Annotated in this window: 14 protein-coding genes and 1 pseudogene; 8 read left to right on the top strand and 7 right to left on the bottom strand. The window is 67.3% G+C overall.

All coding sequences use genetic code 11. The features are described from left to right. Positions 1-312 precede the first annotated feature (312 nt). From OG472_RS01850 to OG472_RS01835, 4 genes are all read right to left on the bottom strand, one after another. Complete coding sequence (locus OG472_RS01850; RefSeq protein ID WP_405827217.1) at positions 313-621, bottom strand: hypothetical protein; 309 nt, start codon at positions 619-621, stop codon at positions 313-315. Between the two features lie 258 nt (positions 622-879). Then, positions 880-1,458, bottom strand: a complete 579-nt coding sequence (locus OG472_RS01845) for a hypothetical protein (protein ID WP_405827215.1) — start codon at positions 1,456-1,458, stop codon at positions 880-882. A gap of 202 nt (positions 1,459-1,660) precedes the next feature. Beyond that, positions 1,661-1,921 carry a hypothetical protein gene (locus OG472_RS01840; RefSeq protein WP_405940733.1) on the bottom strand — a complete coding sequence of 87 codons (261 nt, stop codon included), beginning with the start codon at positions 1,919-1,921 and terminating at the stop codon, positions 1,661-1,663. Next, on the bottom strand, positions 1,921-2,154 hold the full coding sequence (locus tag OG472_RS01835) for a hypothetical protein (protein WP_405827212.1): 234 nt from the start codon (positions 2,152-2,154) through the stop codon (positions 1,921-1,923). The genes OG472_RS01840 and OG472_RS01835 overlap by 1 nt, the downstream gene beginning before the upstream one ends. 402 nt (positions 2,155-2,556) lie before the next feature. Between OG472_RS01835 and OG472_RS01830 the strand changes: the two genes are divergently transcribed. From OG472_RS01830 to OG472_RS01795, 8 genes are all read left to right on the top strand, one after another. Continuing rightward, a complete protein-coding gene (locus OG472_RS01830) occupies positions 2,557-2,766 on the top strand; it encodes a hypothetical protein (RefSeq protein WP_405940732.1) in 210 nt (69 codons plus the stop codon). Beyond that, complete coding sequence (locus OG472_RS01825; RefSeq protein ID WP_405827208.1) at positions 2,760-3,446, top strand: RNA polymerase sigma factor; 687 nt, start codon at positions 2,760-2,762, stop codon at positions 3,444-3,446. Before OG472_RS01830 ends, OG472_RS01825 begins: the two co-directional genes overlap by 7 nt. A gap of 17 nt (positions 3,447-3,463) precedes the next feature. Beyond that, positions 3,464-5,203, top strand: a complete 1,740-nt coding sequence (locus tag OG472_RS01820; RefSeq protein ID WP_405827206.1) for an IclR family transcriptional regulator C-terminal domain-containing protein — start codon at positions 3,464-3,466, stop codon at positions 5,201-5,203. A gap of 520 nt (positions 5,204-5,723) precedes the next feature. Next, positions 5,724-6,770, top strand: coding sequence for an ABC-three component system protein (locus OG472_RS01815; RefSeq protein ID WP_405940731.1), 1,047 nt, complete (start codon positions 5,724-5,726; stop codon positions 6,768-6,770). Further along, positions 6,767-7,249 (top strand): ABC-three component system middle component 2, encoded by a 483-nt coding sequence (locus OG472_RS01810; protein ID WP_405940730.1) that lies wholly within the window; start codon positions 6,767-6,769, stop codon positions 7,247-7,249. The genes OG472_RS01815 and OG472_RS01810 overlap by 4 nt, the downstream gene beginning before the upstream one ends. Then, positions 7,246-9,087, top strand: coding sequence for a hypothetical protein (locus tag OG472_RS01805; RefSeq protein WP_405827201.1), 1,842 nt, complete (start codon positions 7,246-7,248; stop codon positions 9,085-9,087). The genes OG472_RS01810 and OG472_RS01805 overlap by 4 nt, the downstream gene beginning before the upstream one ends. Before the next feature lie 259 nt (positions 9,088-9,346). Continuing rightward, on the top strand, positions 9,347-9,760 hold the full coding sequence (locus OG472_RS01800; RefSeq protein ID WP_405827199.1) for a hypothetical protein: 414 nt from the start codon (positions 9,347-9,349) through the stop codon (positions 9,758-9,760). Between the two features lie 150 nt (positions 9,761-9,910). Further along, positions 9,911-10,645, top strand: coding sequence for a hypothetical protein (locus OG472_RS01795; RefSeq protein ID WP_405827197.1), 735 nt, complete (start codon positions 9,911-9,913; stop codon positions 10,643-10,645). A gap of 14 nt (positions 10,646-10,659) precedes the next feature. Here OG472_RS01795 and OG472_RS01790 read toward each other — a convergent pair. The 3 genes and pseudogenes from OG472_RS01790 to OG472_RS01780 form a co-directional block, all read right to left on the bottom strand. Beyond that, a pseudogene (locus tag OG472_RS01790) lies at positions 10,660-11,204 on the bottom strand (IS5 family transposase); the annotation flags it as partial. Positions 11,205-12,095: 891 nt separating this feature from the next. Further along, complete coding sequence (locus OG472_RS01785; protein ID WP_405940729.1) at positions 12,096-13,280, bottom strand: IS701 family transposase; 1,185 nt, start codon at positions 13,278-13,280, stop codon at positions 12,096-12,098. A 65-nt stretch (positions 13,281-13,345) separates the two neighbouring features. Continuing rightward, positions 13,346-14,112 (bottom strand): IS5 family transposase gene (locus OG472_RS01780; RefSeq protein ID WP_405834731.1). Its coding sequence is split into 2 segments (ribosomal slippage): positions 13,346-13,807 and positions 13,810-14,112, totalling 765 coding nucleotides; the frame shifts between segments, so codons are not numbered across the junction. Positions 14,113-14,135: the final 23 nt, after the last annotated feature.

Here is a 14,135-nt window from a genome sequence, read left to right as displayed (position 1 = left end):
ACCTGGGCCCGGGCGTTCACGCCCGCGGATGTGTCGGAGTTCCTACGACGGGCCGGGCTGGAGGATGTGGATCTGTCGGAGGACGGGCCGATCCGGTGGGAGGGGGGCGGCCCTGAGGTGTGGACCGCCGACATCTGAGGACGCCGGGCACCCGGCGTGCTCCCGCAGGCGGGGCGTGTCCGCTCCGTCATGACCTGGCAGAGCGGCCAGGGAGACTACGACGGCCCCGCTGCCGGGAAGGTGGCGGGGCCGTCACACGGATTCCGGCCCGGGGTGGATGGGCTGGCGGCACACGTGCTGCGGACTCAACGCTCAGGGGCGCCGTACGTCACGTCGGTTGGGCCGGTCAGGTGTGCAGGCGGCTGTTGGGGCCGTCCTGGCCGTCGGCGTTCTCGTCGTTGAACCAGTAGTCCCCGGCGGCCAGATACCGGAACGAGTGGGCGCCTCGGAGGGCAGCTCGACCGTAACGGCCCGCTTGCCGTCCTGGCACGGCGTAAGGGTGTGGACGCCGGGCTGCCAGTTGTTGAAGTCGCCGACCACGCTGACGTCTCCGGGCGGGGTGTCGGCGGGGAGGATGAAGGTGACCTCGGTGCGGTCCTTGTGCAGTGTGCGCTGCAGCATGGGGATCGGCTCCTGACGATGCGGGGGCGGGGGACTGCGCCCATCTTCGGCACGGGGCCCCGAGCCCGCATTCCGACGCATCCGCACCAGGCCGCACGATCACCCTCTCGCCATGATCCGTAGTCGAGCTGATGCTGACCGGCTTCGGCTACGACATCCGCCTGAACACCGACGGCCTCGGCCACATCGTCAACCGCTCGTACCTGTTTTTCATCCCCTGGGCCGGTCGGTAGGCCTGCGGCAGAGAGGGGACGCCGGTTAGAAGGGGTCTCTGTTATAGAGGCTTGGGGGGTCGTCGGATCTGGGCGGGGGGCGACGCCTGCCGCCCCGACGAGGCTTTGGCTGAGTGGTTCCGGAGGGCTTCTTCTGTCGCGGCTGCGGTCGTACGCCCTTGCGTGCGAGCGTCCGCTTGAGGACCTTCTGGTACTTGCCGACTCCCTCGTCGAAGCCCTTCCAAACCTCGGCCGGACTACGCAGGCGAACGATCCCGGACTCGTCCAGGTCGTAGTGGTAGGGAATGCCGTTGACGCCGATCGAGGGCCACCCGTCCTCGATCAGGCTCCACATCGGTACCGGGCCCTCTCCGATGGGGAAGTGCAGGTGGTGCGGAGCGATGCCCTTGGCCTGGGCACGGCGGGCAAAGTCGGCCGAGGCGGCGTAAATCTGCGCTAACAGGATCTGCTGCTCCGCAGAGAGCACTACGGGAGCGGGCTTCTCCCGTTCCCGGCCGTTGCCACCGGCGTCACGGTCAGCCAGCCAGGTGAGAATCTCGTCCCAGCAGGAAAAGACGACGATCGCTATGACGATCAGGATGAACAGCACGCCGCCATCGCTCATGCGCCATCCCCCGGATGCCGTTGCCGTCCTGGCTGGGTGTCAGGGACTCAGGATCCTCAGGGTAGGGCTCCGGGTGTCTGGAGGAGTAGGCCCGCGGGGTCACTACTCGGAGCACGGGGCTGCCCCTCCACTCTCGCCAAGACCATCGCTGCGGACGGGCCGGAAGCCCGGCGCGCTCGGGGATGTGACCGCGGGCGCCTGGTCAGGTTTCGATGTAGGCGACCACGACGACGGTGCGCAGTGCGGTGATGAAGTACAGGACGCGGACGTCCTCGATCTCGTCGGTGTACTGGCGAAGCTCGGGCCGGGTGCCGTCGGCGGGGATCAGTACGCCGATCTCCGGGTTCACGGAGATGGCGACCAGGGTGCGGTCCAGGGCGTGGAGTTCGCGTTCGGTGGTGAGGTCTTCGAGTTGCTTGGCGGCGGAGTCGCTGAACGCGATCTGGGCGCGTCGCGGGGCCATCAGGCGACGGCCGGACGCTGGGCGGCGAGGCGGGCGAGATGGGCCTCGCGCAGCTCCTCCCAGGGCGTGCACTCCTCCACCGACGGCAGGCCGTTGGCGGCGATGTCCTCGAGGACGCCGGCGAGCCGGTCGGCGTTCTCGCGGGTCCTGGCGGCGTAGGCGCGCACCGCGTCGGCGGCCGCGGGCTCCAGTGGCTGCCGCACCGTGCTGGCGGGGGCCGGCTCTTGACTCATCGGTGTGCTCCTGGGCAGTCGTTCGGCGTCTGCCCCCACGGTATCGCCGGGACGAGCCGCCGGACCCCGGCAAGGGCGAAACGAGGCCCGGCGGGGATCCGGACGCAGCCGAAGTCCCGGCGCGGCAACGCGCCGCACCGGCGCCTCCTGGCCATTCGAATCGCACAACCGCCACCTGTTGTCACTCGAATGGGTGATGTGGGGGGTGGTGGAGGGAGAAGTGGGGCGGGTCGGCCGTCTGGGATGCGTGGACGCGATCAGCGTCCGTACCAAACCAAATGGAGAACGACTCAGATGCCGTCCTTGGACTGGACCGGGATTCCCCCGGCTGTGGGCGCGGTGGTTTCCGCGGTGGTCGCCCTGCTGCATCTGTACCGGGGACGGCGGTCCCGGGTGGATGCGATGTCATCCGCCCCTGAAGACACGGACGCGGTGCTGCCTCTGGAGGCGGGTGCCGGCCCGGTGTTGACGGCGGTACGGGTCGAGGTTGCCGGTCCGGCCGCGGTGCGGCTGGAGGTGGCCTCCTCCTTGGCGGCGGCCGTCACGGTGTGCGTGGTGGCCGTCCCCGCGCAGGTGGCGCGGTCCTCGGCGAAGGAGCGCGCCCCGTGGTAGCAGGGAAAGCACCGAAGAAGCCGGCGTCGGATCCGGACGCGAGGCAGCAGTTGACGGCGGTCGGCTTGGGTGCGGAGGCCGGGGGCGCGGTGGACGCAGATGGTTGGGCGCAGTCCGCGCTCGCGCGGCGGCTCGCCGCCGAATCTGCGGAGTTTTTGGAGCGGGAGCCGCTGGTCCTGCGGGGCAAGGTCGGGGGGAAGCTGTCGTTGGAGGCGTGCCAGGACGCAGCCCAGCAGGCGTTGTTCAACGTGGCGCGGCGGGTAAGAGACGGTCTGCTGGACGATCAGGTCAATCTCCCGGCCTACCTGCGCAAAGCGGCGTGGAACCTGGCGATGGACCACCTCAGTGCGGAAGCGCGGGCGGAGCTGGCCGGGCAACAGATGCAGGCCACAGCCACGACAGCGCCACTGCCTGAGCGAGTGGCGGTCGGGGATGTCGACCCGCTCCATGATCTGGTGCTTCCCGCCATCGAGGCGATGCCCTCAAGCCGGCGCCGCCAGGTCGTACGGCTGCAGAGCCAGGGCCTGGACGACATCGAGATTGCGGCCGCACTTGGGATACGCAGTGACCGCCTTCACCGGGAGCGACACAACGCCGTGGTGGAGCTGAGGGACGCACTGGGCGCCTTCATTCGCGACGGGCATCGGAAGACCACACAACGCAGGAAGAAGGACAGGTGACGGTGGTGGTGAGCCGCTTGAACGACAACAGCCGCGACCTCCCGGCGCTGGCCGGGCCCGTGCGTAACGACGACGCCCGTGACTTCCCCGCGCCGACCGGGCTCGTGGAGCTGATGGCGGAGCTCGCCGGCCCTCCCGATCACTGGGACCGCCCCGATGGAGACCTCGGCCCCCTGAGCGGCCTGTACGGGCTGGACCGGGACGGATGGGAGCGGGCCAACTCGCTCTACCGGATGGGATCCAAAGCACTCGGGCGCGGCGAGCTGGCCGTGGCCGCGAACTGGCTGGGCGAGGCGGCGGAGGCCGGGCACCCGGGTGCGATGTTCCGGATGGCTGTGGTCACGCTGCGCGCCGGAGAGGACTGGGCCGACGAGGCGCTCTTCCTCGTCGCGGAGGCGGCCCGGCACGGCCACGCAGATGCAGGCCGCCTTCTGGCCGGACTGGCCCACCGCCGACCCACGCGCGAGGCACCCGAATGCGAGGACCCCACCTACTTCGAGGAGGTCCGCACCAGGCTCGGCGTACCCGAGCACGTCCTGCACCCCGCACCCGCCGACCCGCCCCACGACACCGGCCGCACCCGCACCACCGCACAAGCCGCAGAGCCGGGGGCAGACCGGGACAAGGGCGTATCGCAGGCCGGGGCGCAGCCGCGGCTGTTCCTCGTCCCCGCCCCCCACGTCCCCACCGACTACGGACCCACACAGCCAACCGACGCAGCCAGCCAGCCCGACGGAGGACGACCACACCTGGCCGCGCTGCCCGCCACCGACCCGCGGCCACCCGTCCTCGATCTGCACCCCGACAACGCAGCGGCCCCCGCATCGGCCGCGCCCCGCTCAGCCGCAGCCGAAAACGCCGACGGCGAGGCCGGCGCGGCCGGAGAGCCGTGGTGGTCCGCGAACGCCCTGCGCCCAGCCCTCCTGACCGACATGGCACGCCACCGCCAAACCCCCACCCAGCCACCCATCCAATGGCAGACCACCCAGCGTGCAAGGGACCTGCTGCTCCTGATCGGCTCCGCCGACGGCATCGACACCCGCACCCTCGCCCACCGAGCCAAAATGTCCATGAACAACACCGCGCTGCTCCTGGACTGGCTGCGTGCCCAGCGTCTCGTCGACACCATCGCCGGCGCTCACCACACCGGCCCGGTCATGGACTTCGCCACCCAGCCCGATCCCGAACAACGTCTCCTCGAGCGCGCCCTGGAAGAGCTCCGCGACGAACTCGGCGCCGCCGTGTACATCAGCACCTACACCGACGGCGAGATCGAGATCCAGGTCGCCTGCCACAGCCCAGCCGCACCACCCGTCCGGGAATGGGCACCGTTCAAAGACACCGGACACGCCAGCGCCGTCGGCAAAAGCCTCCTCGCACAGCTCGACTTCGAATCCCGGATGGACCACCTCACCCGCTACCCGTCCATCCAGCTCACCGACCGAACCATCACCAGCAGCCGCGCCCTGATCGAAGCGCTCGACCAGCCGGGCCCCCATGCCGCGCAGTTCGACCTCCTCGAATACTCCAGGCACGAGGTATGCGTCGCCTACTCCCTCGGCCTGCCCGGCCACGCCTCCAGCGTCGCCCTCTCCCTCCCCGCACGCCAATACCCCCGCCTCATCACCGCCGCCCGCGTCCTCAGCGAACGCGCAGCCAGCCTCCTCCTCGCCCACCTCCTCACCGACACCAGCCCACACGCCACAACATCGACATTCAGAGAGGACCCACCCGAAGCACGCCGTGCCTTGCCCTGACCAGCAACCGGGGCCTCACTGGCCTCGCCAGCCCAGCAGCACAACACCGGCGGCGGGGACCTGGCCGCCCCTTTCACCGATGTGGGACTGCAGGGCGGCGCGATGTCGCCTGGCCGCGGGCGCTGGCTCCGCGACAGCGGCAGCCACGCCCGCGGCGGGTGTGGCCGTGGCCGGCTGTTGCGTAGCGCCGGTAAGGGTGGGGGCATGTTTCGCAGGGCTGCTGCTGCCGGGGTCCGTTGACGGGGGCTCAGGACAGCGGGGTCGGTTTGCGCGGTGGAGTATGGCGCGAGGGCATCGGTGCTTTCTGGGCTGTCTCCGCCGAGGCATGCGCGAACAGAGCCTGTTTGCCGTCTGCGGGCTTCCTGATGGGTCATCCGGGTGATATCACTACGTTGCGTGATCTAGCGTGAACGGTCGGGTCCGGGGGTGGGTTGTGGCAGGATCGCTTGAGCCAGGCCGGGACGGAACGAGGCCGGTCTTTGAGAACATTCCCGAGCCAAAATCGCCCGCAGTCGTGGTTATGCAGGGCTCCTCGGTCGCGACACCGCAGCAGACCCTGGCCTATCTGTTCAATGCGGATGACTGGGAAGACTTCACGGTCGAGTGGGTGCGTGCCCTCGGGTCGCATGAGGGCCGTCCGTATCTCCGGGTGAAGCGTATGGGCGGCGCAGGCGACCGTGGGGCCGACGTGGCGGCCACGTTGACACCTCAGGGCACCGCTGGCGAGTGGCATTGCTTTCAGTGCAAGCATTACGGTCGACAGCTCGCGCCCGCTGACGCGTGGGCGGAGGTGGTCAAGATCTTCGCGGCGAAGATCGAGGGAGAGTACGAGCTTCCCACCCGCTATGTCTTCGTAGCACCGAGAATCGGCATCACGCTCGATCGGCTCCTCATCAATCCCGACAAACTGAAGAAGGCGTTCTTCGAGTCCTGGGACAAAAAGGGCTCCAAACTCGGGACGGACCTGGACCCTGTGCTGCGCGAGGCAGTCGGGAAACTCGCGCACGACACGGACTTCTCCATGTTCCAAGCCCCGGACATCGACAACATCCTCGAACTGCACGCCACGACCCCGCACCACGTACGGCGCTTCGCTCAACCGCTCAAGCCGCGGCCGGCTGCTAACCCGGCACCGCGGGAGCAAGCACCACACGAGGCCGTCTACGTGCGCAAGCTGCTGAACGTCTACAACGAGAAACACAGCCTCGGCTTGGAGACACTCCAGCAAGCCCGCGAGCACGAGAAGGTCAAACCCCACCTCGCCCGGCAGAGGGAGGCGTTCTTCCACGCTGAGGCACTGCGGCTATTCGCTCGTGACAGCGTCCCCGATGCTACCTACGAGGCGGTTGAGGAAGACCTGTACGAAGCAGTCATCGAAATCGAAGACGACCACTACGACGACGGCTACGACCGGCTGAAGGCGGTCCTCACTACTGCTGCGGCCCACAAGCCGAACCCACACAACATCCTCGCCCCGGTCGTGAAGGTGATCGACCTGAAGGGGATGTGCCACCGCCTGGCGAACAACGACCGACTGACCTGGTGCAAAGAGGAGTCCTCCCCGTGAACCCTCTCAACAGTCCCCTGGAAGTCGGTATCCGAGCCCTGGTGATTCTTGCGGAAACTTTCCCCCGCCGCCTCGACGTTGCCCAGATCGTCTACCTCGACCACGCCATGCTGCACAGCGGCGACCTCGACGGCGGCCCAACCAGCCTCCACCCAGACCTACCCGCCACCCCTGGCGAACTCGGCATGCGTCGGCACCTGGTCGAGCAGGGCCTAGTGGTGCTCATGCGCGCTGGCCTCGCTGACATGACCGCCACAGAAGACGGCTTCCTGTACGGCGCCACTGAGGAGGCGGGGAGCTTCCTCCACGTTCTGGAATCCCCGTACGTCAGCCAGCTCACGGAGCGGGCGGGCTGGCTGGCCAGCACGTACATGCATGAAGAATCGGATGTTCGCGACGGCATGAAGCAGATCACCCAACGCTGGTCCGGACGCCTACGGGCTGACACTCCTCGTCCGGGAGAAGGTGATGTGCTGTGAACAGGTTGACGCTGGTTCACCTGACCTTTCTAGGGATGGGCAGGCCCCCCGCCGCCGTGGAATTCGGTCCAGGACTGACCGTGATCTACGGCGCCTCCGACAGGGGCAAGTCGTACGTTGAAGAGGCCATCGACTACATGCTGGGCGCCAGCAAGCTGGAATCCATCCCGGAGGGCGAGGGCTACACCCGCATCCTTCTGGGCCTGAGGGCGAGCGACGGACAGATCCTGACCCTTTCCCGGACACTGGGCGGCACCGTCATTGACGTGTTCAACCACGACCTGCGCGAGATCACCTCCGCGCCAGCGGACGCGATGCTCCAGTTCAAGCACAACGCGAAATCCAAGAACAACATCTCCCGCTTCCTGCTCGGCGTTCTCGGCATCGACGGACGCCGCATTCTGCAGAACTCGCGAGGGGTGGTCGTTCCCCTCAATTTCCGAGACCTTGCCAGGCTGGCCGTCATCAACGACACGCGCATGGCAGACAAACGATCACCAGTTTTCGGCACTGGACTTCCCCAGAACGAGACCAAGGAGAAGTCGGTCTTCAAACTGCTCCTTAGTGGACAGGAGGAACCGGCACCCCCCACCGCCCCCAGCAAGCTGCAGAAGCAGGTCGGCAAGGGGAAGATCGAGGTACTCGAGCAACTGATCGCCGAGAGCCGTAGCAAACTCACGATCTCAGCGAACCAGACGCAACTGCGCGAACAGCTGACCCGCCTGCAGCTCTCCCTCAGCGAGGCCACTGCCGCCGTCGGGCAGCTTGCCGCTTCCCGATCCGACCTTGTGCGCTACCGACGGGAAGCGGACGCTGAAGCCGACACCAACCGCCAGCGAGCCGACGAAGTCCGGCAACTCCTCGCCCGATTTGCCTTGCTGCGCCAGCAGTACGAATCGGATATGGATCGCCTGCAGATGGTGGGCGAAGCCGGAACCCTCCTTGGCTATTTCCAGACTGGTACATGCGTCTTCTGCGGCGCCGAACCGCAGCATCAGCATCTGCAGCATCAGCTCGCCGAGACCAGCCAACTGGCGGCCGCAGTGTCGGCAGAGATGCGGAAAACCGCTGACCTAAACAGCGATCTGCTCACCACGATCGAAGATCTCGAAAGCCAAGCCGAGAAACTCGATGCGGAACACGTACTCCAGCACGAACGGCGTGCAAACAATGACAACGACCTGCGCAGCCTCGACGCGCGTCTTGTGCCACTCAACGCCGACACCACCGAGCTGCTGACCGCCCGCTCACAGGTAGAACGCGAGCTCGCCGTGCACGCCCAGATCGAGCAACTCGAGGACCTCAAGGCGTCCCTGTCCAGCATGGCTCCCACCCCGCCGCCAGCCAGGGCAGACGGCATCCCGGCCGTCGACGTTGTTGACTTCGAGCAGACGATCCATCGGACCCTGGAAGCGTGGCGCGTGCCCGGGAGAAACGCAGCCACATACGACCCCACGTCTGCCGAAATCTCGGTCGATGGACGACTTCGTAGAAGTCGTGGGCGGGGCATGCGCTCCATCATTCACGCCGCCTTCGCGGTGTCCCTGGCACGGCGCAACATCGCTCGCGGGCTCATCCACCCCGGCTTCGTCGTACTCGACTCCCCGGTTCTGACCTACCGCCGGCCTGAGGACCCGGAGGAGGCCAAGCCGGAGCTGATGACCTACGACGTCGTGGAGAGCTTCTACAGGGATCTCCTCGACCACCCTCCAGGTCAGGTCATCGTCATCGAGAACAACACCCCTCCGGAGGTCATCATGGACCGCGCCACCGTCTATGCCTTCAGCGTCGATGGCTCGGCTCGCCGCGGATTCTTCCCACCCACAGATCAAGGATGAACGTGACGCGGCCGCTCGGCGGCCGCGTCACCGGTGGCGCGCCGGTAAGACCGGAGCGCGGCGAGCTGGTCTTCCCGTGCCTCCTCGCCTGGCTTCCACCCGCCGCGGGGCGATGGCTACCCATGCGTGTGAAGACGGTCAGTACCGGCGTCGGCCCGGGGCCCGGCCGCTGCGCTCAGGCAGGCGGCGGTGGGGGCGATCGAGGACCGAACAGACACCCTTATCGTCGGGATGACGATATTGGTGTTATGGTCGACTCATGAGTGAAGTCAGAGGCGAGAACACCGACGCAGATGCTGAACTAGCCTGGAAAGCAGCCGAGTTGGCCACCGCATGGGTTTCGGTCAGCACCCCCTTGACGGAAAGTCAGGGATGGACGCTTGTCGGTCTTCAGCACATGGGCTCGGGACAAGGGGAGATGTACGCCTGGAACAAGGTAGGCGCCTGGCAGCGGCAGCTGACAGAGGTGCTGGCCGCGGACGACGGAAGTGAGGAGAGCCGCCACCGCGTCACGGCGGCGAAGCGGGCGGCTGCCTCGGCCATGCGCGACATGCTGCTCGCCGGAATACCCGCGGGGGTGCAGACCAACCAGACCTGGAGCGACGGGCTGGGCCCCGATCCGCGAGAGGAGCTGCGTCGCTTCGTCGAAACACACACGGGACGAGTGGCCTGAGCTGACCGTCACCCGGGGATGTCGGCCGGGGTTCGCGGGTGCCGGACCCACGCTCCTAGGCCGTCTCTTTCGGATCTTGCTGGTCGAGCAGGATCCGAAGAAAGTCGGCCCAGGTGGGTGCTGCCGGCGGGGTGCCGTAGCGTCGCAGGCGTGATCTCCGAGCCGACGGGCCGGGCCGCGGGCCCCTACGATGCAGCCTTCTTGCCGCGGCTGCGGATGTCCTTCCGGGCTGCGCCCGAGCCGGTCATGGAACCGGTATCGAAGTTCGGCGGGCAGCCAGTCTGGCTGGATGCACCGGCCTGGCCGGTGCATCCGCGTACGGGCGAGCCCCTGGTGTTCATCGGCCAGTTCCGGGTGCCAGGAGACGAGGTGCGCCTCGCGTACCTGTTTCTGCATGAGGAGGGCGTGGTCATGGGCGGCGACACCCCCGAGGACGGCGAGGCCGTCGTCCTGATGCAGCCGGGTGGGCGGATACCGACCTTCGCGTCGATCGGCTCCCCCAACACACAGGGGCGGACCCTGTGGCGGTGGGGTCCAGACTACGAAGAGGTTCCCGTCGAATGGCTGACAGACCTGACTCCGATGCCGCCAGAACTCGACGAGGCGGCGAACCAAGCCGCCGCCTGCTTCCGTCCTTGGCAGGACGAGGGGCCAAGGGCCGAGTTCCCCGAGAGGGAATGGCCGAAGGACTTTCTGGGGGGCGAGGCCATCTACCCCAACTACCAGGCTTCCGGTATCGACGACTCCTGGCTGTTCCTCTGCCAGTTCGAGGACCGGGGCGAGATGGAGGAGGACCCGTTCTTCCTCAACTTCGGCTACGGAAGCGGCTTCCTCTTCCTCAGCTCCGACCATCTCGAAGGCCGGTTCATGTGGGATTGCAGCTAGGCCGTGTCTTCGGATCACCTGGCTGACCAGATGAAGATGGCGGCGAGGTGGAGTGCTGCGAGGTAGACGGTGGCGATCTTGTCGTAGCGAGTGGCCAGGCCGCGCCATTGCTTGAGCTTGTTGATGCAGCGTTCGACGGCGTTCCGCTGCTTGTAGGCCTCGCGGTCGAAGGCCAGCGGGCGGCCGCCGAGGCGACCGAGCCGCTTGCGATTGGCGGCCTGGTCGGCCGGCTGCGGGATCACCGCCCGGATTCCGCAGCGCCGCAGATGACGCCGGATCGCCCGAGACGAGTAGGCCTTGTCCGCCAGGACCACGTCCGGGGTGATTCTGGGACGGCCGGTCCGCCGGGGCACGCGTAAGCAGGTCATGACCTGCACGAATGCGGGTGCGTCACCGGCCTGGCCCGGCGTGAGAACGAACGCGAGTGGCCTGCAGCGGCTGTCGGCGGCGAGGTGGATCTTGGTGGTCAGCCCGCCGCGGGAGCGTCCCAGGGCATGGTCGGCCGGCTCGCTGGCCGGGGCCCCCTTTGACGGGCCCCGGCTGCGTGCTGATGAGCTTGTCGTTTAACGTCCGCTGTCGAGTAAGCGTCGAACATGATCGGTGCTTGCATACTGCTGGATCATTAGGGCGACCCACCTTGGCCATTATCTGTGTGGGTTGCGATGGCTCTTGTCCGGCTGTCGAGCAGGTTCCGGAGTGCTTCCTGGATGGCTTCGCGATCCAGCTGAGTCTCCGATGCGAGAAGCAGGCGGGCTCCCGCTTCGACCTCAGCCCACGCCAGCCGACTGCGTCGGTTCTCAGCGCGTCTTGCATCGCTGCGGAGGAAGCCTGCCCCTGCGGCGAGGCCAGCGGAAACGAGGGCAAGCAGTGCTGCAGGGACACGGGCATCCGGCGATGCCAATCCGGCAGCTCCGGAGATGCCGGCGAGCACTGCAGCGGGAAAGCCGAGCGCGATGTCCATGACGCCCCAAAGGCGCACTCGTTGGTGGGCGCTGCGTTCTCGACGCTCCGCTTCGACAAGCACGCGTTCGACTTCGGCCCGAACAGGCGTCACTTGCCCCTGTGGGTCGCCTTGATGCTGCGTGTTGTCTCCAGCCATGAGCCCAAGGCTCTCACCGGCGCCTCAGTGTCGTGACGAGCCGACACCGAGATTCTGCTTTGTGTCCTTGACCTCGTCGTCTATCCGGTGCGCCGAGGTTTCGTGCCCTTCTTGTGGTGGGCCGTGAGCGCGTCTCGGCGCTTCCCCTCCGCCGGGAGACCCGCTGAAAGACGCTCAGCGCGCCGTCTTAGTACTGCAACGGTGTTTGCCGTGACGGTTGGGTAGTTTCTGGTGGTGTGTGGCCGCGTCGTTTGTAGTGGCTGACGCGGGCCTGGAACTGTCGTCGCCGGCGCCAGTGTGACCAGTGCAGGATGTGGTCGATGCTCGGGCGGGGTCGGGTGAGTCGGCCGATCAGGCGTCGGACTTCGGGCAGGGTGAGGGGTATGAGCTGGGAGGATCCGTTTCTGCTTTCCCGGTGTCGAGTTCGCGGGCCCGCAGGACGGTGAGGCAGGCGTGTGCGGCCATGGCCAGGGTCATGTGGCGGTGCCAGCCGTCGTAGCGGCGGACCTGGTAGTCGTCCAGGCCGCACTCCTGCTTCGCGGTCTGGAAGCATTCCTCGACCGCCCACCGGCTGCCGGCGATGCGGATCAGCTCGTCCAGTGTGGTCTCGGCAGGGCAGTAGGCGATGTAGTAGGAGATCTCTTCGGGCCGGCGGACGCTGCGGCGGGCGATGACCCAGTGCCGGCGGTCCTCGCGGTGCCAGGGCCGGACCTCGACCCTGGCCCAGTCGTAGACTCTCGGGCCGTGGGCGCCGTTGCCGCAGGAACGACGCTTCCATTTCTGCCTTGGCAGCCCGGGGAAGAGGTCGTGGACGGGGTGGTCGATCGCCCAGCGGGTGACGACGGTGTCGTGCCGGGTGGTGGCCATGACATGGAAGACGTCGGCCCGCTCGAGCTCCGTGCGCCAGCCCTTGGAGAAGCCGTAAGCGGCGTCCGCGGTCACCCAGCGGAACGGGATCCGGCCTGTGATCGCCCGGCGGACCATGGCCTTGGCCATCACCACCTTCGTCTCGAAGGCGACCGTGTCCTCAATGCCGGCAGCCCGGCACCGTTCCCGGTCATCCGTCCATGAGGTGGGCAGATACAGGCGGCGGTCGATCAATGTGCGGCCCCGGCCGCCGGCATAGGCGAGGAACACTCCGATCTGGGAGTTTTCTGTCCGGCCGGCGGTTCCGGAGTACTGGCGTTGGACCCCGGCCGAACGGACGCCCTTCTTCAGGAACCCGGTGTCGTCCACGATCAGCACCGCTTCCGGGTCGCCGAGATGCTCGATGACGTAGTCCCGCACGTCGTCCAAGACCTCATCGGCGTTCCAGTCGATCCGGTTCAGCAGCCGGTGGATCCGGTCCGGGCCGCCATGGCCGGCTTCCTCGGCAAGCGTCCAGCCGTTCTTCCGCTCCAGCGGAGCTATCAGCCCCCGCATATAGGCAAGAGCCGACTCACGTGGCTCCGACCTGGAGAAACGATGCACGAACCGCTCATGCAAAGCCTTCAGTTCACCAGCCCACAACCGGGCATCAACAAGTTCCCCACCCATGAACTGAACAACGACCGACCTGCCCAACCGTCACGGCAAACACCGTTGCAGTATTAGACGTCATCTCATTTGGTCAGTCTTCGGTAGCAGATGAGGGTGCAGGCGATGCTGGTGAAGGCAAGGAAATGCTCGGCTTTGCGCTCGTAGCGGCGGTGGAGGCGGCGGCAGCCGGCGAGCCAGGCCATGGTGCGTTCGATGGTCCAGCGGTGACGGCCCAGTCGCTGCGAGGACTCGATGCCCCTGCGGGCTATGCGGTGCTTGATGCCACGTCCGCGTAACCATCGTCGCAGGTGGACGTAGTCGTATCCCTTGTCCGCATGGAGCTTGGCGGGCTTGCGGCGTCGGCGTCCGCGGCGTGAACGGATGGGCGGTATGCCACGAACGAGGGGTTCGAGGGCCTGGCTGTCGTGCAGGTTCGCGCCCGAGATTCCGACGGACAGGGGCAGACCGGTCCGCTCGGTGATCAAGTGGATCTTCGATCCGTACTTGCCCCGATCGACAGGATTCGGACCTGTCAGGTCCCCCTTTTCAGAGCCCGCATGTTGACGGAGTCAATCGCGCAACGGGACCAGTCCAGCTCGCCGCGAGCGCCAAGGTCGTCGAGGACCAGGCGGTGCAGCTTGGCCCACACCCTGGCTTTCGTCCACTCGGTGAAACGCCGGTGGGCTGTCGCCCCCGACGGCCCGAACGAGGCCGTCGGCAGCTGCTGCCACGTGCAACCCGACGTGGCCACGAACACGATCGCGGCGAGCACTTCCCGGTCGCCGTGCCGACGCCGGCCACCACCCTGCGGCCGCGAAGGCGCCTCCGGCACCACCCGCTGGAACAGCATCCACAACTCATCCGGCACCAGCC

Source organism: Streptomyces sp. NBC_00207, assembly GCF_045160965.1.
Taxonomy (GTDB): domain Bacteria; phylum Actinomycetota; class Actinomycetes; order Streptomycetales; family Streptomycetaceae; genus Streptomyces.
This window is presented reverse-complemented; position numbering and strand designations above follow the sequence as displayed.

Excerpts from the sequence above, each read along its gene's own strand:
- OG472_RS01785 (WP_405940729.1), bottom strand. The coding sequence starts at position 13,280 with ATGGGTGGGGAACTTGTTGATGCCCGGTTGTGGGCTGGTGAACTGAAG.
- OG472_RS01830 (WP_405940732.1), top strand. The coding sequence starts at position 2,557 with ATGTCATCCGCCCCTGAAGACACGGACGCGGTGCTGCCTCTGGAGGCG.
- OG472_RS01850 (WP_405827217.1), bottom strand. The coding sequence starts at position 621 with ATGCTGCAGCGCACACTGCACAAGGACCGCACCGAGGTCACCTTCATC.
- OG472_RS01800 (WP_405827199.1), top strand. The coding sequence starts at position 9,347 with ATGAGTGAAGTCAGAGGCGAGAACACCGACGCAGATGCTGAACTAGCC.
- OG472_RS01845 (WP_405827215.1), bottom strand. The coding sequence starts at position 1,458 with ATGAGCGATGGCGGCGTGCTGTTCATCCTGATCGTCATAGCGATCGTC.
- OG472_RS01840 (WP_405940733.1), bottom strand. The coding sequence starts at position 1,921 with ATGGCCCCGCGACGCGCCCAGATCGCGTTCAGCGACTCCGCCGCCAAG.
- OG472_RS01815 (WP_405940731.1), top strand. The coding sequence starts at position 5,724 with ATGCAGGGCTCCTCGGTCGCGACACCGCAGCAGACCCTGGCCTATCTG.
- OG472_RS01835 (WP_405827212.1), bottom strand. The coding sequence starts at position 2,154 with ATGAGTCAAGAGCCGGCCCCCGCCAGCACGGTGCGGCAGCCACTGGAG.